General features: G+C 51.2%; 19 protein-coding genes and 1 pseudogene. 13 read left to right on the top strand and 7 right to left on the bottom strand.

From position 1 onward, the window contains the following. Positions 1 to 19 precede the first annotated feature (19 nt). On the bottom strand, positions 20 to 472 hold the full coding sequence (locus tag AACS05_RS02240; protein WP_045439205.1) for a YhcH/YjgK/YiaL family protein: 453 nt from the start codon (positions 470 to 472) through the stop codon (positions 20 to 22). Positions 473 to 1,135: 663 nt separating this feature from the next. Here AACS05_RS02240 and arcA point away from each other — a divergent pair. The 5 genes from arcA (at position 1,136) to AACS05_RS02215 (ending at position 6,462) form a co-directional block, all read left to right on the top strand. Beyond that, on the top strand, positions 1,136 to 2,356 hold the full coding sequence (gene arcA, locus AACS05_RS02235; RefSeq protein ID WP_045439201.1) for an arginine deiminase: 1,221 nt from the start codon (positions 1,136 to 1,138) through the stop codon (positions 2,354 to 2,356). A gap of 9 nt (positions 2,357 to 2,365) precedes the next feature. Beyond that, positions 2,366 to 3,292 (top strand): carbamate kinase, encoded by a 927-nt coding sequence (gene arcC / locus AACS05_RS02230; protein WP_045439198.1) that lies wholly within the window; start codon positions 2,366 to 2,368, stop codon positions 3,290 to 3,292. An 83-nt stretch (positions 3,293 to 3,375) separates the two neighbouring features. Beyond that, the gene (argF, locus tag AACS05_RS02225; protein WP_045439195.1) at positions 3,376 to 4,380 is read left to right on the top strand and encodes an ornithine carbamoyltransferase; all 1,005 of its coding nucleotides are present in this window, start codon (positions 3,376 to 3,378) and stop codon (positions 4,378 to 4,380) included. 55 nt (positions 4,381 to 4,435) lie between these two features. Further along, positions 4,436 to 5,839 carry a YfcC family protein gene (locus AACS05_RS02220; protein WP_045439193.1) on the top strand — a complete coding sequence of 468 codons (1,404 nt, stop codon included), beginning with the start codon at positions 4,436 to 4,438 and terminating at the stop codon, positions 5,837 to 5,839. Positions 5,840 to 5,982: 143 nt separating this feature from the next. Further along, positions 5,983 to 6,462 (top strand): arginine repressor, encoded by a 480-nt coding sequence (locus tag AACS05_RS02215; RefSeq protein WP_045439191.1) that lies wholly within the window; start codon positions 5,983 to 5,985, stop codon positions 6,460 to 6,462. On the opposite strand, the gene AACS05_RS02210 is transcribed toward AACS05_RS02215, so the two are convergent. Next, complete coding sequence (locus tag AACS05_RS02210) at positions 6,459 to 6,581, bottom strand: hypothetical protein (RefSeq protein WP_136345326.1); 123 nt, start codon at positions 6,579 to 6,581, stop codon at positions 6,459 to 6,461. The two genes, AACS05_RS02215 and AACS05_RS02210, sit on opposite strands and share 4 nt — an antisense overlap. Here AACS05_RS02210 and pyrL point away from each other — a divergent pair. The 4 genes and pseudogenes from pyrL (at position 6,561) to ridA (ending at position 8,571) form a co-directional block, all read left to right on the top strand. Further along, positions 6,561 to 6,696 (top strand): annotated as a pseudogene (pyrL, locus tag AACS05_RS02205) (pyr operon leader peptide). The gene AACS05_RS02210 and the pseudogene pyrL overlap by 21 nt on opposite strands. 2 nt (positions 6,697 to 6,698) lie before the next feature. Continuing rightward, entirely contained in the window at positions 6,699 to 7,634 is a 936-nt protein-coding gene (gene pyrB, locus AACS05_RS02200) for an aspartate carbamoyltransferase (protein ID WP_045439188.1), read from the top strand. Between the two features lie 12 nt (positions 7,635 to 7,646). Then, positions 7,647 to 8,108: an aspartate carbamoyltransferase regulatory subunit gene (pyrI, locus tag AACS05_RS02195; RefSeq protein WP_003025816.1), complete on the top strand. Its 462-nt coding sequence runs from the start codon at positions 7,647 to 7,649 to the stop codon at positions 8,106 to 8,108. Positions 8,109 to 8,184: 76 nt separating this feature from the next. Further along, positions 8,185 to 8,571 (top strand): 2-iminobutanoate/2-iminopropanoate deaminase, encoded by a 387-nt coding sequence (gene ridA, locus AACS05_RS02190; protein ID WP_042321681.1) that lies wholly within the window; start codon positions 8,185 to 8,187, stop codon positions 8,569 to 8,571. 52 nt (positions 8,572 to 8,623) lie between these two features. Here the strand turns inward: ridA and AACS05_RS02185 are convergent, their stop codons facing one another. The 5 genes from AACS05_RS02185 to mgtL form a co-directional block, all read right to left on the bottom strand. Next, complete coding sequence (locus AACS05_RS02185; protein ID WP_045439183.1) at positions 8,624 to 9,910, bottom strand: TRAP transporter large permease; 1,287 nt, start codon at positions 9,908 to 9,910, stop codon at positions 8,624 to 8,626. 30 nt (positions 9,911 to 9,940) lie between these two features. After that, positions 9,941 to 10,450, bottom strand: coding sequence for a TRAP transporter small permease (locus tag AACS05_RS02180; protein WP_045439181.1), 510 nt, complete (start codon positions 10,448 to 10,450; stop codon positions 9,941 to 9,943). A gap of 62 nt (positions 10,451 to 10,512) precedes the next feature. Then, positions 10,513 to 11,490 (bottom strand): TRAP transporter substrate-binding protein, encoded by a 978-nt coding sequence (locus tag AACS05_RS02175; protein WP_045439178.1) that lies wholly within the window; start codon positions 11,488 to 11,490, stop codon positions 10,513 to 10,515. Between the two features lie 377 nt (positions 11,491 to 11,867). Beyond that, positions 11,868 to 14,576: a magnesium-translocating P-type ATPase gene (gene mgtA / locus AACS05_RS02170; RefSeq protein ID WP_045439174.1), complete on the bottom strand. Its 2,709-nt coding sequence runs from the start codon at positions 14,574 to 14,576 to the stop codon at positions 11,868 to 11,870. A gap of 142 nt (positions 14,577 to 14,718) precedes the next feature. Beyond that, positions 14,719 to 14,772, bottom strand: a complete 54-nt coding sequence (gene mgtL / locus AACS05_RS24910) for a mgtA regulatory leader peptide MgtL (protein WP_223307022.1) — start codon at positions 14,770 to 14,772, stop codon at positions 14,719 to 14,721. Between the two features lie 192 nt (positions 14,773 to 14,964). Here mgtL and treR point away from each other — a divergent pair, with 192 nt between their 5' ends. The 4 genes from treR to nrdD all read left to right on the top strand — a co-directional run bounded on the left by treR (position 14,965) and on the right by nrdD (position 21,714). Continuing rightward, the gene (gene treR / locus AACS05_RS02165) at positions 14,965 to 15,936 is read left to right on the top strand and encodes a trehalose operon repressor TreR (protein WP_255351280.1); all 972 of its coding nucleotides are present in this window, start codon (positions 14,965 to 14,967) and stop codon (positions 15,934 to 15,936) included. Between the two features lie 110 nt (positions 15,937 to 16,046). Beyond that, positions 16,047 to 17,465 (top strand): PTS trehalose transporter subunit IIBC, encoded by a 1,419-nt coding sequence (treB, locus tag AACS05_RS02160; protein WP_045439168.1) that lies wholly within the window; start codon positions 16,047 to 16,049, stop codon positions 17,463 to 17,465. A 49-nt stretch (positions 17,466 to 17,514) separates the two neighbouring features. Beyond that, positions 17,515 to 19,167, top strand: a complete 1,653-nt coding sequence (treC, locus tag AACS05_RS02155; protein ID WP_045439165.1) for an alpha,alpha-phosphotrehalase — start codon at positions 17,515 to 17,517, stop codon at positions 19,165 to 19,167. A 408-nt stretch (positions 19,168 to 19,575) separates the two neighbouring features. Then, complete coding sequence (nrdD, locus tag AACS05_RS02150; protein ID WP_045439162.1) at positions 19,576 to 21,714, top strand: anaerobic ribonucleoside-triphosphate reductase; 2,139 nt, start codon at positions 19,576 to 19,578, stop codon at positions 21,712 to 21,714. Positions 21,715 to 21,793 lie beyond the last annotated feature (79 nt).

Raw genomic sequence — 21,793 nt, 5'->3', positions numbered from 1 at the left:
TCCGGCATCACAATATATTCTACGCCACCAGCATTTTCACTACAGCTTTGCGTACCAGCGCAGGCTTACCCACCGCACACAGCGGCTTATGAACCTCTCCTGGATAGAACACCACAAAGTCACCTTCATTCAGTACAACCGTTTTCTCCTCAGCCCCTTCCGGTAAAAAGGCGATATCTTTATCCTCCAGCCAGTCGGTCTCCGGCGCACCCGCAGGCAATGTGCTGAAAGTCATCCCTTCCTGGCCTTTGAGCAGGATCTGAATATCAAGATAACGGGCATGGTACTCGGCACGGCGCTGCTCGAACGGCTCGGTCATATCTTCTGCAATCAGATAAAACAGGCGATTGCCATCGATGTCATGCTTACCTTTTTCAGTTTCATCCGTCACATGCGCTTTAATGTGCTCAATCGCCTGTCGCAACTCTTCTGGCAGCCATGCTTCCAGGTGGTGAATATTGCCAATAATCATTTCAAAACCCTCAACTAAAACAACGTTTCATTTTGGTTGTTATACGAAAAAACCGTCTGCCATACAACTCCTGGTTACTGATATTTTGCGTCAACGCATGTTTATCGCTGATGATGTTGGTCAGTTGTTAATATCCAGGATGAGTTATGCATAAACTATGCATAACTCATGATCCCCTCTTTCCCTGATGTTATGTAACCTGCTGTTTTACAAAATTTTATTAGAAAAACCCGCAACAGATCACATTTCACTCTCCCTTCATAATGCCTGTATATCCTCATATTTATTTGAAAATAAAAGTTAAACCACAAATAATAAAATTAAAAAATCGCATAACCATTCAAAGATGAAAAATAAACCATTAAAAATCAACAAACTATTAAATTCACTATATTTAAGAAAACACACAAACAATTAACACGAACAAATAACAAGACATATTCCTGCGTATTAATTCAATTCAACACACTATTATTTTTTAATTTCTCAGAACTCTGTCATATATTAAAAAAGAAAAATAAAACGTCCGCTCTACTGTGAAAGAAATCACATTTCTATGTCAGATAAGGTCTAAATATAGATCCCGCAATTAGCCATGACTGCAAAAATATTATTTGCAGGCACCTCCTCTTTATTTTTTACAATCACGTTAAAGGGATAATGATGGAAAAGCATTATGTCGGTTCCGAAATCGGTCAATTACGTAGCGTGATGCTACATCGTCCTAATCTCAGTTTAAAAAGGCTGACGCCATCGAACTGTCAGGAGCTGCTTTTTGATGATGTTCTTTCAGTAGAACGTGCGGGTGAAGAACATGACATTTTCGCCGACACACTGCGTCAGCAGGGAATTGAAGTTCTGTTACTCACTGATTTATTGACACAAACTCTTGATATCCCTGACGCAAAAAGCTGGTTACTGGATACGCAAATTTCTGATTACCGCCTTGGCCCCGCTTTCGCTACCGATATTCGCGCCTGGCTGGCAGATATGTCGCACCGGGAACTCGCCCGGCATTTAAGCGGCGGTCTGACCTACGGAGAAATCCCCGCTTCAATCAAAAATATGGTAGTCGACACTCATGATATTAATGATTTTATTATGAAGCCATTACCGAATCACTTATTTACTCGCGACACTTCATGCTGGATATATAACGGTGTGTCTATTAATCCGATGGCCAAAACAGCTCGTCAGCGGGAAACCAATAATCTCCGGGCAATTTATCGCTGGCATCCGCAATTTGCCGATGGTGATTTTATTAAATATTTCGGTGATGAAAATATTAATTATGACCATGCCACGTTAGAAGGTGGTGATGTGCTGGTCATTGGCCGTGGCGCAGTGCTGATCGGCATGTCTGAACGGACAACCCCACAGGGAATCGAGTTTCTTGCCCAGTCGCTATTCAGGCATCGCCAGGCTGAACGCGTGATCGCCGTAGAACTGCCAAAACATCGCTCCTGTATGCATCTCGATACCGTTATGACCCATATCGATATCGATACCTTCTCCGTCTACCCGGAAGTCGTTCGCCCTGACGTTCAGTGCTGGACCCTGACGCCAGATGGACGCGGCGGCCTGAAACGAACTCAGGAAAACACCCTGGTACATGCCCTCGAAAAAGCCCTGGGCCTTGATCAAATTCGCTTAATCACCACCGGTGGTGACGCTTTCGAAGCCGAACGTGAGCAGTGGAATGATGCGAACAACGTCCTCACTCTGCGCCCCGGCGTCGTAGTGGGTTATGAGCGCAACATCTGGACCAACGAAAAATACGATAAAGCCGGAATCACCGTTTTACCCATTCCAGGCGACGAACTTGGACGAGGTCGCGGCGGTGCGCGCTGCATGAGTTGCCCGCTGGAACGCGACGGTATTTAAGGGGACGTCATGGAAAACAAACCTACTCTGGTTGTCGCCCTCGGTGGCAACGCGCTGCTCAAACGTGGCGAGCCGCTGGAAGCAGATATTCAACGTAAAAATATTGAGCTGGCAGCAAAAACCATCGCCCAGCTCACGCAGCAGTGGCGGGTGATCCTGGTGCATGGCAACGGCCCGCAGGTCGGACTGCTGGCGTTACAAAACAGTGCCTACGCCAGCGTCACCCCCTATCCGCTCGACATTCTCGGCGCGGAGAGCCAGGGCATGATCGGCTACATGCTACAGCAGGCGCTGAAAAATCAGCTTCCGCAGCGTGAAATTAGCGTCCTGCTGACGCAGGTTGAAGTCGATGCCAGCGATCCGGCATTCAGCAACCCAACCAAATATATCGGACCGATTTACGACAACATCCAGGCCAGGACATTACAGGCGGAAAAGGGCTGGGTTTTCAAAGCCGACGGTAAAGCATTCCGCCGGGTGGTCCCCTCTCCACAACCCAAGCGCATTGTTGAAAGCGACGCGATTCGTACCCTGATCGCCCGCGATCATCTGGTTATTTGCAACGGTGGCGGTGGTGTGCCCGTGGTGGAGAAGGCCGATGGCTACCACGGTATTGAAGCGGTGATCGACAAAGATCTCTCCGCAGCCCTCCTCGCCAGCCAAATCCATGCCAATGCGCTGCTGATCCTGACAGATGCCGACGCCGTATACCTCGACTGGGGCAAACCCATTCAACGCCCGCTGGCTCAGGTCACTCCGGAGCTACTCAGCGAAATGCAATTCGACGCCGGTTCAATGGGGCCCAAAGTCACGGCCTGCGCCGAGTTTGTCAGCCGCTGCCACGGCATTGCGGGCATCGGTTCGCTGGCTGACGGCACGTCCATTCTCAGCGGAGACAAAGGCACGCTGATTCGCAGCGAAACCGTCGACGCATAAACCCCTTTTACCTGATGGCACGAACCCGCAGGCCGGATAAGGCGAAGTTGCCATCCTGCCTACTACGACTTAAGGACCTATTTATGGCTATTTCACTGAAAAATCGCAACTTTCTAAAACTTCTCGACTACACCCCCACCGAGATCCAGTACCTCATCGATCTGGCTATCGAGCTAAAAACCGCGAAAAAAGCCGGGCGTGAAAGACAAACACTAATCGGCAAGAACATCGCGCTGATCTTTGAAAAAACCTCTACTCGCACCCGTTGCGCCTTTGAAGTCGGCGCTTTCGACCAGGGTGCGCAAGTGACCTATCTCGGCCCAAGCGGCTCGCAGATTGGTCATAAAGAGTCGATGAAAGATACCGCCCGCGTTTTGGGTCGTATGTATGACGGCATCGAATACCGTGGCTATGGCCAGGACATCGTTGAGGAGCTGGGTGAGTACGCCGGTGTTCCGGTATGGAATGGGCTGACGAATGAATTTCACCCTACGCAGATCCTCGCCGATCTGATGACAATGCTGGAACACGCACCGGGTAGAACTCTACCTGAACTGAGTTTTGCTTACCTCGGGGATGCCCGTAACAACATGGGCAATTCGCTGATGGTCGGCGCGGCAAAAATGGGCATGGATATTCGCCTGGTCGCACCAAAATCCTTCTGGCCAAATGAAGCTCTGGTCGCCGAATGCCGTGAAATCGCCAGTGTTACTGGTGCGCGCATTACGCTCACCGACGATGTCGCTGAAGGCGTCTACGACGTGGATTTCCTCTACACCGATGTCTGGGTCTCAATGGGCGAGCCAAAAGAAGCATGGGCGGAACGCGTCAGCCTGATGACGCCCTACCAGGTTAACCAACAGGTCATCAAGGCCACCGGCAACCCTAATGTGAAATTTATGCACTGCCTGCCGGCCTTCCATAACGAGCACACCAAAGTAGGACGTGAAATCGAAGCGGCTTACGGCCTGAAAGGGCTGGAAGTCACAGAAGAAGTATTCGAGTCAGTTCACTCGATCGTCTTCGACGAAGCAGAGAACCGGATGCATACCATCAAAGCGGTCATGGTAGCGACACTCGGCGACTAATCCCTCAGGGCATATGTCGCCAGGCGACGTATGCCCGAGCTATCCGGAGAACATCATGGGCAAATTCAAATTTCCCAGCGCATATACCATTCTGTTTATTCTCATTGCACTTGTCGCCGTCATGACCTGGATAGTCCCGGCAGGGAAATACCAGATGGCGATGAATGACACACTGGGAAAAGAAGTACCGGTTGCTGGCACTTACGCCCCCACAGAGGCCCATCCACAAGGTTTTACCGCGGTATTACTGGCACCAATCGACGGTCTTTATAACCATGAAACCTACACCGCCGGTGCAATTGATGTGGCGTTGTTTGTCCTGATCATCGGCGGTTTTTTGGGGGTTGTGAATAAAACAGGTGCCATCGACGCCGGAATTGAACGCGTGACGGTGAGACTTAACGGTAAAGAGGAGTGGATGATCCCCATCCTGATGGGACTTTTTGCTGCCGGAGGAACGATTTACGGGATGGCAGAAGAGTCACTCCCTTTCTACACATTATTAGTTCCGGTAATGATGGCCGCCCGCTTCGATCCGTTAGTTGCCGCCGCTACCGTTCTGCTCGGCGCTGGTATTGGCACACTCGGTTCGACGATTAACCCCTTTGCGACAGTCATCGCTGCTAACGCAGCCGGGATCCCTTTTACCCAGGGGATGTTGATGCGCATTCTGCTACTGCTCGTCGGGTATGTTATCTGCGTCGTGTGGGTGATGCGCTATGCCCGAAAAGTTCGCAGTCATCCAGAGCTGTCTATCGTAGCGGACAAACTGGAGGAAAACCGCGCTCATTTTCTCGGTAATCGCGCCGATACCAACCTTGAGTTCACGGCTACGCGTAAAGCAATCCTGTTTATTTTCGCTGCCGCCTTTGCGGTGATGATTTATGGGGTCGCTGTACTCGGGTGGTGGATGGCGGAAATATCCGGCGTCTTTCTGGCTGCTGCAATTATCGTGGGCGTGATAGCCAGAATGAGCGAAGAAGCATTTACCAGCACGTTCATCGACGGCGCGCGGGATCTGCTTGGTGTCGCGCTAATTATCGGTATTGCCCGCGGCATCGTCGTGGTGATGGATAACGGCATGATTACCCACACGATTCTGCACAGCGCCGAGAATTTAGTCTCTGGCCTTTCTACCACCATTTTCATCAATGTTACCTACTGGCTGGAAGTTTTGCTGTCCTTCCTGGTGCCTTCCTCCTCCGGGCTTGCAGTACTTACCATGCCAATAATGGCTCCGCTGGCAGACTTCGCCCATGTGCAAAGAGATCTGGTTGTCACTGCGTACCAGTCCGCTTCCGGCATTGTGAATCTGGTTACCCCTACCTCTGCGGTGGTAATGGGGGGACTGGCCATTGCTCGCGTACCTTACGTGCGATACCTGAAATGGGTCGCCCCACTACTGCTCATTCTCACGCTGCTGAACATGGCGGTCTTAAGCATTGGCGCCATGCTGTAGCCCTTTTGCCGTCGGATATCGACGGCTTTTTTGAGCGCTCTCTCGTTTTTCTGCCCAACCGCCCGTTTGATCCGTTATCGATACGGAAAATATGGTGAATTTCGCCATCGCATTGATATAAATAATAAATATAAGGTGTCTTTATGAAGGAATACGATGATTACTCTGCCAAAGAGCAACTGCTGCTGGCGGTTTGTCAGCGCCTGATTACAGAAAAACGCTACCTGTCACAGGAAGCCATCCGCTGTGAACTACAAAACCAGGGGTTTGCCGGCATCAGCCAGTCTACTGTCTCACGCCTGCTGAAATTGCTCGGAGCTATAAAAATAAGAAATACAAAAGGGCAAAAAATTTATTCTACAAATCCCCAGTTGCGCCCTGCGCCGGATGCCGCCCGCTCTATTGCTGAAATGGTGGTCAGCATAGAGCACAATAGCGAATTTATCCTTATCCACACCGCAGCGGGATATGGCCGGGCCGTTGCCAGAATCCTCGATTATCACGCATTGCCGGAAGTTCTGGGGGTCGTTGCTGGCAGCAGTATTGTCTGGGTCGCACCTCGGGTAGTTCAGCGAACTGCGCTAGTCCACAAGCAAATTAATTATTTACTAAAGATGAATTAAAATTCATAAGAACCGTTTGCGATGAATAATTTGTGCATTATTTGCTTGATCCCATAACGTAGCTGAGTATAATCGCGGACAATTTGCCGGGAGGATGTATGGTTCAGTGTGTACGACATTTTGTCTTACCGCGTCTGAAAAAAGACGCTGGCCTGCCGTTTTTCTTCCCGTTGATCACCTATTCCAAGCCCCTCAATTGAGGGGCTTTTTTTTTGCCCAGGCGTCAGGAGATAAACATGGCTAACCCGCTCTATCAAAAACACATCATTTCCATAAACGACCTCAGCCGCGATGATCTGAATCTGGTCCTCGCGACGGCGGCGAAACTCAAAGCAAACCCGCAACCGGAACTGTTAAAACATAAAGTAATCGCCAGTTGCTTCTTCGAGGCGTCAACCCGTACCCGTTTATCATTTGAAACCTCGATGCACCGTCTGGGTGCCAGCGTGGTTGGGTTCTCCGACAGCAGCAACACATCCCTGGGCAAAAAAGGTGAAACGCTGGCCGACACCATTTCCGTCATCAGCACCTATGTTGATGCCATTGTGATGCGTCATCCGCAGGAAGGCGCCGCGCGTCTGGCAACTGAATTCTCCGGCAATGTGCCGGTACTGAATGCGGGTGACGGCTCCAACCAGCATCCGACGCAGACCCTGCTGGATCTGTTCACCATTCAGGAAACTCAGGGCCGCCTGGACAATCTGCAGATAGCGATGGTAGGCGACCTGAAATATGGTCGTACCGTCCACTCCCTGACCCAGGCACTGGCGAAATTTGACGGCAACCGCTTCTACTTTATCGCCCCGGATGCGCTGGCAATGCCGCAATACATTCTGGATATGCTGAATGAAAAAGGTATCGCCTGGAGCCTGCATGGCACTATCGAAGAGGTGATGGCGGAAGTGGACATTCTCTATATGACCCGCGTACAGAAAGAACGTCTGGACCCGTCTGAATACGCCAACGTGAAAGCACAGTTTGTTCTGCGCGCCAGCGATCTGAATGGTGCGAGAGAGAATATGAAAGTTCTGCATCCGCTGCCGCGTATCGATGAGATCACTACCGACGTTGATAAGACGCCACATGCCTGGTATTTCCAGCAGGCAGGCAACGGGATATTCGCTCGCCAGGCGTTACTGGCACTGGTTCTGAACCGCGATCTGGCACTGTAAGGGGAAATGACGATGACACACGATAACAAACTGCAAGTAGAAGCCATCAAACGTGGCACTGTGATTGACCATATTCCCGCACAGGTTGGTTTCAAGCTGCTGACGCTGTTCAAACTGACAGAGACCGACCAGCGCATCACTATCGGTCTGAACCTGCCGTCTGGCGAGATGGGCCGTAAGGACCTGATTAAAATTGAAAATACCTTCCTGACCGACGAGCAGGTTAACCAGTTGTCCCTGTACGCTCCACAAGCGACGGTAAATCGCATTGACGACTATGACGTCGTGGGTAAATCACGTCCCAGCCTGCCGGAGCGTATCGATAATGTGCTGGTATGCCCGAACAGCAACTGCATCAGCCATGCTGAGCCGGTTTCATCCAGTTTTGCAGTGAAAAAGCGCGCCGATGACATCGCACTCAAATGCAAATACTGTGAAAAAGAGTTTTCGCATTATGTGGTGCTGGCCAACTAATTGGGGTTGGTAATGAATTCCCGGCTCCCTATAATGACCGGGAACATTCTATTACCGCTGTAATTCAGGAGAAATCATGAGCAAGACTATCGCGACGGAAAATGCACCAGCAGCAATCGGCCCATACGTTCAGGGCGTAGACCTGGGTAGCATGATCATCACTTCCGGTCAGATCCCGGTCGATCCAAAAACCGGTAGCGTATCGGAAGACGTGTCCGCTCAGGCGCGTCAGTCGCTGGAAAACGTGAAGGCTATCGTAGAAGCTGCAGGCCTGAAAGTCGGCGACATCGTAAAAACAACCGTGTTCGTTAAAGACTTGAACGATTTCGCCACCGTTAACGCCACCTACGAAGCGTTCTTCACCGAGCACAACGCCACCTTCCCTGCGCGCTCTTGCGTGGAAGTTGCCCGTCTGCCGAAAGACGTGAAAATCGAGATTGAAGCGATCGCCGTTCGTCGCTAAATAATGAAGAAATCCGGGCGCGAAAGCCCGGATTTTTGTCACTGCAGGGCAATCACAGCACGCCAAACAATTTCGGCAAGAACAACGAAATCGCCGGAATATACGTCACTAACATCAGTACCAGAAAAAGTACGGCGTAGAACGGTAGCATCGCCTTCACCACTTGTTCAATCTTCTGCTTACTCACCGCACTGGCAACAAACAACACCGACCCTACCGGCGGCGTAATTAGCCCAATCCCTAAGTTAACCAGCATGATCATACCAAAATGGACCGGATCAATACCGAGCGCGTTGGTTACAGGCAACAGGACCGGCGTCAGGATCAGGATCAGCGGTGCCATATCCATCAATGTACCGATCAGCAGCAGCATAATGTTAATACACATCAGGATGACGTATTTGTTATCCGAGATGCTGGTAAAGGCTTCGGTGATGCGCATCGGCAACTGCATATAGGTCATCACCGCGCCGAACGCGGCAGCAAAACCAATCAAAATCATGACGATAGTGACCGTTTTCACCGTGCGGAACATCAGTTTCGGTAGCTCAGACCACTTATAGTCGCGATAGATAAACATCGTGACAAAGAAGGCCCACAGGCAGGCAATCGCCGCTGACTCCGTCGCGGTAAAGATACCTGACAGGATGCCGCCCATGATGATAACCACCGTCATCAGGCCCCACAGCGTATCAACAAAAATCTTCAATGCCTGACGAAACGGTACGCGCTCGCCTTTCGGATAACCACGCTTGTGCGCAAACGCCACGCACATCACCATCAGGCTAAAGCTTAACAACAAACCAGGCAGGATCCCGGCGATGAACAGCGCAGCAATCGAAACCGTACCGCCGGTCGCCAGCGAGTAAATAACGGAGTTATGGCTGGGTGGCGTAAGGATCGCCTGTACCGATCCACTGGCGGTCACCGCCGCAGCAAAGTCACGTGGGTAACCTTTTTTGTCCATCTCCGGGATCATCACCGAACCGATGGAGGCGGTGTCTGCCACGGACGATCCGGAAATCGCGCCAAAAAAGGTGGAAGCCACAATGTTAACCAGCGACAGCCCACCGCGAATGAAGCCAACGAAAATATAGGCAAAATTCACCAGCCGACGAGCAATCCCGCCTTCGGCCATAATCGCTCCGGCCAGAATAAAGAACGGGATAGCCAGCAATGAAAACTTGTTCACGCCGCTGGTCAGTTGGATCATCACCGCTTCCAGCGGGATATCAATATACCAGGCCCCAATGATGGCGCTAATACCAACCGCGTACGCTACCGGTACCCCAATCGCCAGCATAATGCCGAGCGTAAAGACGAGAATAAATGCATCCATCTGCTTTCCTTTATGAAATGGGGGCGGTAACTAGCTGGTCGATCCCAGCATGACAACAGGACGCTGATACTGCGGACCACGACAAATCTTTTCAGCAATAAAAAGCAGCGTGATGGCAGAACCAATGGGCAGCGGGAGATAGTTTTGCCCGGCACTGAGAAGCGGGAATTCCGCGACGGCTTGATCCCACAATTCAAGACACAGCGTGGTTCCGTACCAGAGAATGAACAGGCTTATCGCAATCAGCATGAGATCGGCGACAATCGAGCAGTAGCGACGGGCGGAATCTCCCAGGCGATCAGTGACCATACTCACCGCGATATGGGAACCTGCGCGATAGCTTACCGCCGCGCCAATAAAGGTGAATGTCACCATACAGAGAATGGCGACTGGCTCAGGCCATGACAGTGCATTATTCAGAACATAACGTGCAAATATCCCGACAGGAATAATGGCGACCATAACCAATAATGCGACTCCGGCAATCCACATTGAGATCCGGTAAAGAAAATCCATTACTGATGAATAGCATTCACCCATCATCATCACCTCGAATTAATCAAAAGATTCAGACGGATGGTTAATCCCACCCGCCCAATAAATTACTTCACATCCTGAATACGTTTGATCAAATCCTGGTGTTCTTTACCGTAATTATCCCTTACCGATTGCGTGGCTTTAAAGAAATAATCGGTATCAATATCATGGAACTGAACGCCATTAGCTTTCATGGTTTCCAGAGACTTCTCATTATAGGCAGCCCAGAGCTTGCGCTGTTCTACTTGCGCTTCTTTAGCGAGTTTAATGATGAGATCCTGGTCCTCTTTTTTCAATTTATCCCATTTAGCCTTCGAGAAAAGAAATAGCTCCGGGATAATAAAATGTTTACTCCAGGTATAGTTTTTAACGACAGGCAAATAGTTGTGCGCAACAAACGTTGGCGGGTTATTTTCCGTTCCGTCAATGACGCCAGTCTGCATTCCGCTAAACACTTCGCTGACGCCCATTACAATGGAGTTAGCGCCCATTGCTTTTAAAGTATCCAGCGCGATCGGGCTCGCCTGAACGCGGATTTTCATACCGTGCAAATCTTCCGGTTTAACCACCGGGTTTTTGGTAATCAGGTTACGTGTTCCGGCATCCATCCAGCCGAGAAACACCAGACGTGATTTACTGTTTGCCGTCAGGCGATCGCCAATTTCCTGGCCAATCATACCGTCAAGCACCTGATGCATATGGTTTTCATCGCGAAAAATATACGGCAGTGTAAACACGTTAATCTCAGGGAGTATTGCTGCTACTGGCGTCATCGAGACACGAATAATATCGATAGCGCCTAATTGTGCCTGCTCAATCATCTGTTTTTCGTCGCCCAACACGCCACCCGGAAATGTTTTAATCTCCAGACGACCATCCGTTGCAGCACTCAGCTTCTCTCCCATGTGCTTCACTGCCACAACGTTCGGGTAATCAGCCGGGTGAACATCTGCGGCGCGAAAAGTTTGGGCCAACGTTGAATGACTGGTCAGTAATACTGATACACCAATGCACAGACTTAACAGGTTTTTTGTCAGTTTCATTTGTCCTTCTCCAGAAGTTCATAATATCCATTAACAGGAATAGCTTGCAGAGCAAATGACTGCCGGAATTAGAAATGGGCAGCGAGAAACTTTCTTTACGACGTTACCTGTGCAGACTAACTGGTGTAACAATTTATTTCACTGACTGCCTTCACAAAAAAACGTCAACGCTAATAATTTTTAGCACAGTGTTTCATTTTTGCAACGCAGATCGTTTTATTGATAAGAAAACAAAGAGAGAGGAAGGGATTGTTACCAATTTGCCCTGTTAGTATTTCAATAAAAATAAAACAGAAATATCGTCGAGTAATATCTTCGAATGAAATAAAAAAATGCCGGATAGTGACCCAAGCACTATCCGGCAGAGAACTAAAAGATTATTGCCAGCCGTAACGACGGCTATAAAAACCTTTCACTAATTGGGTCAATGTCATGTAACCAGCCAGAATCGCAATCAGCCACGGGAAGTAGCTCAGCGGCAGAGCCTGTAATTGTAAGTAGCTGGCCAACGGTGAGAATGGCAGCGCAATCCCCACCACCATGACCACCAGCGTCATCAGCATTAACGGCCATGCAGCACGGCTCTGGATAAACGGTACACGGCGGGTACGGATCATATGCACAATCAGCGTTTGCGACAGCAGACCCACCACAAACCAGCCAGACTGGAACAACGTCTGATGTTCTGGCGTATTGGCATGGAAGACGAACCACATCAGACAAAATGTCAGAATATCGAAGATGGAGCTGATTGGCCCAAAGAACAACATAAAGCGGCCCAGTTCGGCAGGATTCCAGCGCTGCGGTTTTTTGATCTGCTCTTCATCAACGTTATCAAAAGGAATAGCAACCTGGGATACATCATACAGCAGGTTCTGAATCAGTAAGTGCAGCGGCAACATTGGCAGGAAAGGCAGAAATGCGCTCGCCACCAGCACGCTAAAAACGTTACCAAAGTTAGAGCTGGCGGTCATTTTGATATACTTAAGCATATTCGAGAAGGTACGACGCCCCTCGATGACCCCTTCTTCCAGTACCATCAGGCTCTTTTCCAGCAGGATGATATCTGCCGCTTCACGGGCAATATCTACCGCACCATCAACGGAAATGCCAATATCCGCCGCACGCAGTGCCGGGGCATCGTTAATGCCATCGCCCATAAATCCAACCACATGACCTTCGCGTTTCAGCAACGTGACAATGCGCTCTTTGTGCATCGGCGTAAGACGGGCAAACAGCGTCGTGCTCTGGGCCAGTTGTGCCAGCTCGTCATCGCTTAGCCCTTCAATGCTGCTACCAATAACCACATCGCCCGCATCCAGACCTACTTCATGACAGACTTTTGCCGCCACCAGTTCGCTGTCTCCGGTGAGGATTTTCACCGTAATACCGCTGGCCTTCAGCGCCTTCAGAGCCGGAGCGGTGGTCTCTTTCGGCGGATCGAGGAACGCAATGTATCCTTCGAGGATCAGGTCGGACTCATCAATACGCTGATAATCTCCCTCACGTGCAGGCAGGTATTTGGTCGCCACAGCCACCACGCGCAATCCCTGGCGGTTAAGCGTATCGGTAACGCGTTTAACCCGACGCAGCATATTGTCATCCAGCGGAACAATCTCGCCATTGTGACGCACCTGGGTACAGACACTGAGGATCTCCTGTAGTGCCCCTTTACACACCAGCTGATGCACATCAGTTTCTTCCGCCACTACCACCGACATCCGGCGGCGCTCGAAATCAAACGGGATCTCATCGATTTTCTGCCAGCGGGTAGAGAGCAGGCGGGCCGATTCTTCATCGACACCTTCCAGCACCGCGGTATCCAGCAGGTTTTTCAGCCCGGTCTGGTAATGGCTGTTCAGCCACGCGGAATGCAGCACATGCTCACTGGGCTTACCGGAGATATCGGTATGATTCTCCAGCACGATTTTGTCCTGGGTTAGCGTACCGGTTTTATCGGTGCACAGAATATCCATCGCGCCAAAGTTCTGGATGGCATCAAGGTGCTTAACGATAACTTTTTGCTTCGACAGTTTCACCGCACCACGCGCCAGCGTGGAAGTGACGATCATGGGCAGCATTTCCGGCGTCAGTCCCACCGCCACAGAAAGAGCAAACAGCGCCGCTTCCCACCAGTCGCCTTTGGTATAACCGTTGATGATAAGCACAACAGGTGCCATCACCAGCATAAAACGGATCAACAGCATGCTGACGCGGCTGATCCCTTTCTGGAACGCATTCTGCTCGCTTTCCTGCTCAGTAACCCGACCCGCCAGTTGTCCAAACCAGGTATTCGCCCCGGTAGAAATGACGATAGCCTGCGCCGTACCGCTCACCACGTTGGTGCCCATAAAGCACAGGGTATCGCACTCCAGCGGGTTGCTTTGCTGCGGGTCTCGGCTGTTCGCCACTTTCTCAACCGGCAGTGATTCTCCGGTAAGCGAGGCTTGCGCCACAAACAGGTCACGCGCCTGAACGATGCGTAAGTCAGCCGGGATCATATCGCCTGCCGCCAGTTTGATGATGTCGCCAGGAACAAGCTGGTCGATCGGCAACTCTACCCAGCCGTTTTCTCCTTTCTCGTTGATCACCCGCAGTACCGTGGCGGTGTTGCTGACCATCGCTTTCAGCGCATCTGCCGCTTTGGTTGAACGCGCCTCCTGCACAAAATTCAGTAACGTAGAGATAGCAACCATCAGGGCAATTACGCCTGCAGCAAACAGATCCTCAGTGGCATAGGAAATGCCGCCCAGAATGGTGAGCAAAATATTAAATGGGTTACGGTAACAGACCCACAGATGCACCCACCACGGCAACGGTTTCTGTGCCGGCAACTGGTTTTCACCGTGTTTCTCACGGGCACTTTCCACTTCAGCGGCGTTCAAGCCTTCAGGGTGCGCATCAAACGTTTTCCACAGCGCTTCCTCTTCCATCAGCGCCATTTTCAGGCAATGTTCGCTCAGGGAAGGTGGGATCGGCGCGCTGGCAACGGCCTGGGCATTGGGCAATGGATCGCGATGCACCAGACGATGAGGCAAATGACGATTGAGCCGGGCAAACAGCTGGCGGGTAATATTTTTAAACATAGGCAGTCCCCCTGCGCCAGTAAACACAGGCGCAGTGAATACATCAGGCACAGCAAAGCCTTGCCTGATGGCAATCTAAAATCACAACAGGGACGTCAGAACGTCACTGTCTTACATATCCGGTAAGACAGTGAAAGCAGGCTTACCGGAAAGGTTTATTTCTCCGTTTCGGGAGAGGGGTGGGATCGGGATCCATACAGCCTCCGGTAAGTGAGTGAGTTGCGCGGCGCATTATACGCAGAAAACCATAAGGTTCGTGGCAATTATGGCGGTATGATAAACCACAGTAACTAAACCAAACGTATACACATTGCCTGAATAACAAAGTAAATAAAGCAGACTTTGCCCATTGCACTCCACTTGAGTAAAGTTACCCTCTTAATTAAAACTGAATGCGCTACGGGAAAACAGGATGCAGAATCGGCTGACTATTAAAGACATCGCCCGCTTAAGCGGCGTGGGAAAATCAACAGTTTCCCGCGTTCTCAACAATGAAAGCGGTGTCAGCGAACGCACCCGTGAACGTGTTGAAGCGGTAATGAATCAGCACGGTTTTTCCCCTTCCCGCTCCGCACGCGCCATGCGTGGGCAAAGTGACAAAGTGGTAGCAATTATCGTCACGCGCCTGGATTCACTTTCAGAAAATCTCGCCGTCCAGACCATGCTGCCCGCCTTCTATGAGCAGGGTTACGATCCTATTATGATGGAAAGCCAGTTTTCACCTGAACTGGTAGAAGAGCATTTGGGCATGCTCAGACGTCGCAATATTGACGGCGTGGTACTGTTTGGTTTTACCGGTATTACAGAAGTCATGATCGCTTCCTGGCAGGACTCTCTGGTGCTACTGGCAAGAGATGCCAAAGGTTTCGCCTCCGTCTGTTATGACGATGAGGGTGCAATCCATACTCTGATGCAACGTCTGTACGGCCGTGAACATCGCCAGATCAGTTTTCTTGGTGTTCCCCATAGCGATGTGACCACCGGTAAGCGCCGCCATGAGGCTTACCTTGCATTCTGCAAGAAACATAAACTGCATCCTGTTGCTGCTCTGCCAGGTCTCGCCATGAAGCAGGGTTATGAGCATGCCGCAGATGTCATTACTCCGGAAACCACGGCCCTGGTATGCGCGACGGATACCCTTGCCCTTGGGGTCAGCAAATATTTGCAGGAGCAGCGGATCGATAATCTGCAACTGGCGAGTGTGGGGAATACACCACTGATGAAATTCCTCCATCCGGAGATCATCACTGTCGATCCCGGTTACGCCGAAGCCGGACGACAGGCGGCTTTACAGCTGATCGAACAGATCAACGGCCGCAGCGAGCCGCGCCAAATCATCATCCCATCCACCCTTTCCTGATTGCTTTCTGAGCGTTAATTTGTGATCTTGGCTACGTTTCGGGAACGTTCCCATTTTTAAATATTCAACGAAGATATACTCTGACGCCAGGTCAACAACAGGGCTTAATAATGAGCAAAATAAAACAAGCAGACATCGATCGGCTGATTGAGCTGGTGGGCGGGCGCGACAATATCGCCACGGTGAGTCATTGCATCACGCGCCTGCGTTTTGTGCTGAATCAGCCTGCGAACGCCAGGCCGAAAGAGATCGAACAACTTCCGATGGTCAAAGGCTGTTTCACCAACGCCGGGCAGTTCCAGGTGGTGATTGGCACCGAGGTGGGCGATTACTACAAAGCGCTGCTGGCGACCACCGGACAGGCCAGTGCCGACAAAGAGCAGGCGAAAAAAGCCGCGCGGCAGAACATGAAATGGCACGAGCAGATGATTTCTCATTTCGCAGAGATCTTCTTCCCGCTGCTGCCAGCGTTGATTAGCGGAGGCTTGATCTTAGGGTTTCGTAACGTGATCGGCGATCTGCCGATGAGCAACGGCCAGACGCTGGCGCAGATGTATCCCTCACTGAAAACGCTTTATGACTTTCTGTGGCTGATTGGCGAGGCAATTTTCTTCTATCTGCCGGTCGGGATCTGCTGGTCTGCGGTGAAGAAAATGGGCGGTACGCCGATCCTTGGCATTGTGCTCGGCGTCACGCTGGTTTCACCGCAGTTGATGAACGCCTACCTGCTGGGTCAGCAAGTGCCGGAAGTATGGAATTTCGGCCTGTTTACTATCGAAAAAGTCGGTTATCAGGCACAGGTCATTCCAGCTCTGCTGGCAGGTCTGGCACTTGGATTGATTGAAACGCGCCTGAAACGCATCGTCCCGGACTACCTCTATCTGGTGGTGGTTCCGGTGTGCTCACTGATCCTCGCGGTGTTCCTTGCGCACGCCTTTATCGGTCCGTTTGGCCGCTGGATTGGCGATGGTGTCGCCTTTGCTGTGCGTCATCTGATGACCGGCAGTTTTGCTCCGATTGGCGCAGCGCTGTTCGGCTTCCTGTACGCCCCACTGGTGATCACCGGAGTGCATCAGACCACGCTCGCTATCGACATGCAGATGATTCAAAGCATGGGCGGAACGCCTGTGTGGCCGCTCATTGCACTGTCGAATATCGCTCAGGCCTCTGCAGTGGTCGGCATCATTATCTCCAGTCGTAAACATAACGAGCGGGAAATTTCCGTTCCTGCTGCGATCTCCGCTTATCTGGGAGTGACTGAACCGGCAATGTACGGCATCAACCTGAAATACCGTTTCCCGATGCTATGCGCGATGATCGGCTCCGGCCTTGCCGGACTGCTGTGCGGTCTGAACGGCGTGATGGCGAATGGTATTGGCGTCGGCGGCTTGCCGGGCATCCTTTCCATCCAGCCAACCTACTGGCAGGTATTTGGCCTGGCAATGGTTATCTCGATTGTTATCCCGATGGTACTGACCTCGTTCATCTACCAGCGTAAATACCGTCAGGGCACATTACAGATTGTCTGACTTTTTTTCGGGGCGCAGTTGCGCCCCATCGCATTTGCAGGAAATAACGATGAATATTCCCCACTGGTGGCAAAACGGCGTTATCTATCAGATTTACCCCAAGAGTTTTCAGGACACAACCGGTAGCGGCACTGGCGATTTACGCGGTGTGACACAACGTCTCGACTATCTGCAAAAACTGGGGATAGATGCCATCTGGCTGACGCCATTCTACATTTCGCCGCAGGTTGATAACGGCTACGATGTCGCTGATTACATTTCCGTCGACCCGGCCTACGGTACGCTGGATGATTTTGACGAACTGGTGGCGCAGGCGAAAACGCGCGGCATCCGTATTATTCTGGATATGGTGTTTAACCATACTTCGACGCAACACGCCTGGTTTCGCGAGTCGCTGGATAAAGACAGTCCGTATCGTCAGTTTTATATCTGGCGCGATGGTACACCGGACGCATGCCCGAATAACTGGCGTTCAAAATTCGGTGGCAGCGCCTGGGGCTGGCACGCTGAAAGCGAGCAGTATTATCTGCACCTCTTTGCCCCGGAGCAGGCTGACCTGAACTGGGAAAACCCGGCAGTGCGCGCGGAGCTGAAAAAAGTCTGTGAATTCTGGGCCGATCGCGGCGTAGATGGACTGCGCCTCGACGTCGTGAACCTTATCTCCAAAGAGCAGGACTTCCCGAGCGATCCTGACGGTGATGGACGCCGTTTTTATACCGATGGCCCACGCGTGCATGAATTTTTACGCGAAATGAACCGTGACGTCTTCACGCCACGTAATCTGATGACGGTGGGCGAGATGTCTTCTACTTCGCTTGCTCATTGTCAGCAATACGCCGCACAGGACGGCAGCGAATTGTCGATGACCTTCAACTTCCACCACCTGAAAGTAGACTACCCCAATGGTGAAAAGTGGACACTGGCAAAGCCAGATTATGTGGCGTTGAAAGCCCTGTTTCGCCACTGGCAGCAGGGTATGCACGACACCGCCTGGAACGCACTGTTCTGGTGTAACCACGATCAGCCGCGCATCGTTTCACGCTTTGGTGATGAAGGGAAATACCGCATACCTGCGGCCAAAATGCTGGCAATGGTGCTGCACGGTATGCAGGGCACACCCTATATCTACCAGGGCGAAGAGATTGGCATGACCAACCCGCATTTTCGACAGATTACCGATTATCGCGATGTGGAAAGCCACAATATGTTTGCCGAACTGAATGCCGCTGGGCGTGATGCCGATGAGCTGCTGGCGATCCTCGCCAGTAAATCCCGCGATAACAGCCGCACGCCGATGCAGTGGGATCGCAGCAAACATGCCGGTTTTACGCAGGGGGAGCCGTGGATCAATCTGTGCGACAACGCGGCTGATATCAATGTCTCAGCAGCGCTTGATGATGCCGATTCGGTATTTTACGCCTATCAGAAACTGATCGCCTTACGCAAAACTGAACCAGTTATCACCTGGGGCGACTACGAGGATCTGTTACCGGAAAGCCCGCATCTGTGGTGCTATCAGCGAGAATGGCAAGGACAGCGGCTGCTGGTCATTGCCAACCTGAGCGAGACCTTCCAACCCTGGCAACCGATCCATACCGGTGGAAACTGGCGGGTGCTGATGCACAACTATGCCGAGGTCGCCAGCCAGCCCGGAGGCATGACATTGCGTCCTTTTGAAGCTATCTGGTGGCTGCAAAAATAGCTTGCAATTGGTTTTAAGCCCGGTGCGTATAGCGCTGCCGGGCTTCTCTGCATGCATCCAGCCTACCCTTCTGTTTTTGTTGAATAATTAATCAGATTTTTCTCACCACAATTTACAATCGGCTGCAGTGCCCGTCATCTGTACGCTCCAGTTTTTACTTTGAGCTACGTCAATAAAAACGTAAACATCCTTGATGCAAATCACTACATATAGAACTTAAAATGCACTCCGACCCAATATGTTGTATTAATCGACTACAATTGCTACAACAACATTTCCCTTCATAGCAGTGGAAATGTGGATAAAAGAGGTCTGGATTGCGAGAAGTCATTGGATAGAAAGATGAATAAACCGATGAACGCTCCCTAACCTCTGTGGATAACCTGTTCTTATAAATATGGAGTGATCATGACACCGCATGTGATGAAACGAGATGGCTGTAAAGTGCCGTTTAAATCAGAGCGCATCAAAGAAGCCATTCTGCGTGCAGCTAAAGCAGCGGGAGTCGATGACGCAGATTACTGTGCCACCGTCGCAGAAGTCGTTAGCAGCCAGATGAATGAGCGCAGCCAGGTCGATATCAACGAGATCCAGACAGCGGTAGAAAACCAGCTGATGTCTGGTCCGTACAAACAACTCGCCCGTGCGTACATCGAATACCGCCACGATCGTGATATACAGCGTGAAAAACGTGGCCGTCTGAACCAGGAAATTCGTGGTCTGGTTGAACAAACCAACTCAGCTCTGCTGAACGAAAACGCCAATAAAGACAGTAAAGTGATCCCGACCCAGCGCGACCTGCTGGCCGGTATCGTCGCCAAACACTATGCACGTCAGCACCTGCTGCCGCGTGATGTCGTCCAGGCACACGAGCGTGGTGATATTCACTATCACGATCTCGACTACTCGCCATTCTTCCCGATGTTTAACTGCATGCTGATCGACCTGAAAGGCATGCTGACGCAGGGCTTTAAGATGGGTAACGCGGAGATTGAGCCGCCAAAATCTATCTCGACTGCAACCGCCGTTACGGCACAAATCATCGCGCAGGTTGCCAGCCATATTTACGGTGGCACCACCATTAACCGTATTGATGAAGTCCTGGCACCGTTCGTGACCGAGAGCTTTAACAAACACCGTAAAACTGCTGAAGAGTGGCAAATCCCGGATGCAGACGGTTATGCGCATTCCCGTACCGAGAAAGAGTGCTATGACGCATTCCAGTCACTCGAGTATGAAGTGAACACGCTGCATACCGCCAATGGTCAGACGCCGTTCGTCACCTTTGGTTTTGGCCTGGGTACCAGTTGGGAATCTCGTTTGATTCAGCAGTCCATCCTGCGTAACCGTATTGCCGGTCTGGGTAAAAATCGTAAAACTGCCGTCTTCCCGAAACTGGTGTTCGCTATCCGTGACGGTCTGAACCATAAGTTTGGCGATCCGAACTATGACATTAAACAGCTGGCGCTGGAGTGCGCGAGCAAGCGTATGTACCCGGACATCCTGAACTACGATCAGGTCGTAAAAGTCACCGGTTCGTTCAAAACCCCGATGGGCTGTCGTAGTTTCCTCGGTGTTTGGGAAAACGAGAACGGCGAACAGATCCATGACGGTCGTAACAACCTCGGCGTGATCAGCCTCAACCTGCCACGTATTGCGCTGGAAGCCCACGGCGACGAAGCCACTTTCTGGAAGTTGCTGGACGATCGTCTGGTGCTGGCGCGTAAAGCGCTGATGACCCGCATCGCTCGTCTGGAAGGCGTGAAAGCCCGCGTAGCGCCAATCCTGTATATGGAAGGTGCCTGCGGTGTGCGCCTGAAAGCGGATGATGACGTGTCTGAAATCTTCAAAAATGGCCGTGCATCAATCTCTCTGGGCTATATCGGTATTCACGAGACCATCAATGCGCTGTTTGGTGATACGCACTTGTACGACAGCGAAGCGCTTCGTGCCAAGGGCATTGCCATTGTCGAACGTCTGCGTAAGGCAGTCGATCAGTGGAAAGACGAGACCGGTTACGGCTTCAGCCTGTACAGCACACCGAGTGAAAACCTGTGCGATCGTTTCTGTCGTCTGGATACCGCCGAGTTTGGTGTCGTGCCGGGCGTGACCGACAAGGGTTACTACACCAACAGCTTCCACCTCGACGTGGAGAAAAAGGTTAATCCTTACGACAAGATCGATTTCGAAGCACCGTACCCGCCGCTGGCGAATGGCGGCTTCATTTGCTACGGCGAGTATCCGAACATTCAGCATAACCTGAAAGCGCTGGAAGACGTCTGGGATTACAGCTACCAGCATGTGCCGTATTACGGTACTAACACGCCTATCGATGAGTGCTATGAATGCGGCTTTACCGGTGAGTTTGAGTGCACCAGCAAAGGCTTCACCTGCCCGAAATGTGGTAATCATGATGCAGCCCGCGTGTCAGTGACCCGCCGTGTATGCGGTTATTTAGGCAGCCCGGACGCACGCCCGTTTAATGCCGGTAAGCAAGAAGAAGTGAAGCGCCGCGTTAAGCATTTAGGTAATGGGCAACTCGGTTAATCCCTCACGGTTTTATGCCCGGTGGCGCTACGCTTACCGGGCCTACAAACTGTGCATACATTGTAGGCCGGATAAGCAA

This window comes from Citrobacter sp. S-77 (genome assembly GCF_963864895.1).
GTDB lineage: Bacteria > Pseudomonadota > Gammaproteobacteria > Enterobacterales > Enterobacteriaceae > Citrobacter > Citrobacter murliniae.
The sequence above is the reverse complement of the archived record's forward strand: the minus strand, read 5'-3'. Positions and strand labels throughout refer to the sequence as shown.

Excerpts from the sequence above, each read along its gene's own strand:
- AACS05_RS02185 (WP_045439183.1), bottom strand. The coding sequence starts at position 9,910 with ATGGATGCATTTATTCTCGTCTTTACGCTCGGCATTATGCTGGCGATT.
- treB (WP_045439168.1), top strand. The coding sequence starts at position 16,047 with ATGAGCAAAATAAAACAAGCAGACATCGATCGGCTGATTGAGCTGGTG.
- nrdD (WP_045439162.1), top strand. The coding sequence starts at position 19,576 with ATGACACCGCATGTGATGAAACGAGATGGCTGTAAAGTGCCGTTTAAA.
- pyrB (WP_045439188.1), top strand. The coding sequence starts at position 6,699 with ATGGCTAACCCGCTCTATCAAAAACACATCATTTCCATAAACGACCTC.
- argF (WP_045439195.1), top strand. The coding sequence starts at position 3,376 with ATGGCTATTTCACTGAAAAATCGCAACTTTCTAAAACTTCTCGACTAC.
- AACS05_RS02180 (WP_045439181.1), bottom strand. The coding sequence starts at position 10,450 with ATGGGTGAATGCTATTCATCAGTAATGGATTTTCTTTACCGGATCTCA.
- arcC (WP_045439198.1), top strand. The coding sequence starts at position 2,366 with ATGGAAAACAAACCTACTCTGGTTGTCGCCCTCGGTGGCAACGCGCTG.
- AACS05_RS02240 (WP_045439205.1), bottom strand. The coding sequence starts at position 472 with ATGATTATTGGCAATATTCACCACCTGGAAGCATGGCTGCCAGAAGAG.
- AACS05_RS02220 (WP_045439193.1), top strand. The coding sequence starts at position 4,436 with ATGGGCAAATTCAAATTTCCCAGCGCATATACCATTCTGTTTATTCTC.
- pyrI (WP_003025816.1), top strand. The coding sequence starts at position 7,647 with ATGACACACGATAACAAACTGCAAGTAGAAGCCATCAAACGTGGCACT.
- arcA (WP_045439201.1), top strand. The coding sequence starts at position 1,136 with ATGGAAAAGCATTATGTCGGTTCCGAAATCGGTCAATTACGTAGCGTG.
- mgtA (WP_045439174.1), bottom strand. The coding sequence starts at position 14,576 with ATGTTTAAAAATATTACCCGCCAGCTGTTTGCCCGGCTCAATCGTCAT.
- AACS05_RS02210 (WP_136345326.1), bottom strand. The coding sequence starts at position 6,581 with ATGTCGTACACACTGAACCATACATCCTCCCGGCAAATTGTCCGCGAT.
- AACS05_RS02215 (WP_045439191.1), top strand. The coding sequence starts at position 5,983 with ATGAAGGAATACGATGATTACTCTGCCAAAGAGCAACTGCTGCTGGCG.
- treC (WP_045439165.1), top strand. The coding sequence starts at position 17,515 with ATGAATATTCCCCACTGGTGGCAAAACGGCGTTATCTATCAGATTTAC.
- AACS05_RS02175 (WP_045439178.1), bottom strand. The coding sequence starts at position 11,490 with ATGAAACTGACAAAAAACCTGTTAAGTCTGTGCATTGGTGTATCAGTA.
- ridA (WP_042321681.1), top strand. The coding sequence starts at position 8,185 with ATGAGCAAGACTATCGCGACGGAAAATGCACCAGCAGCAATCGGCCCA.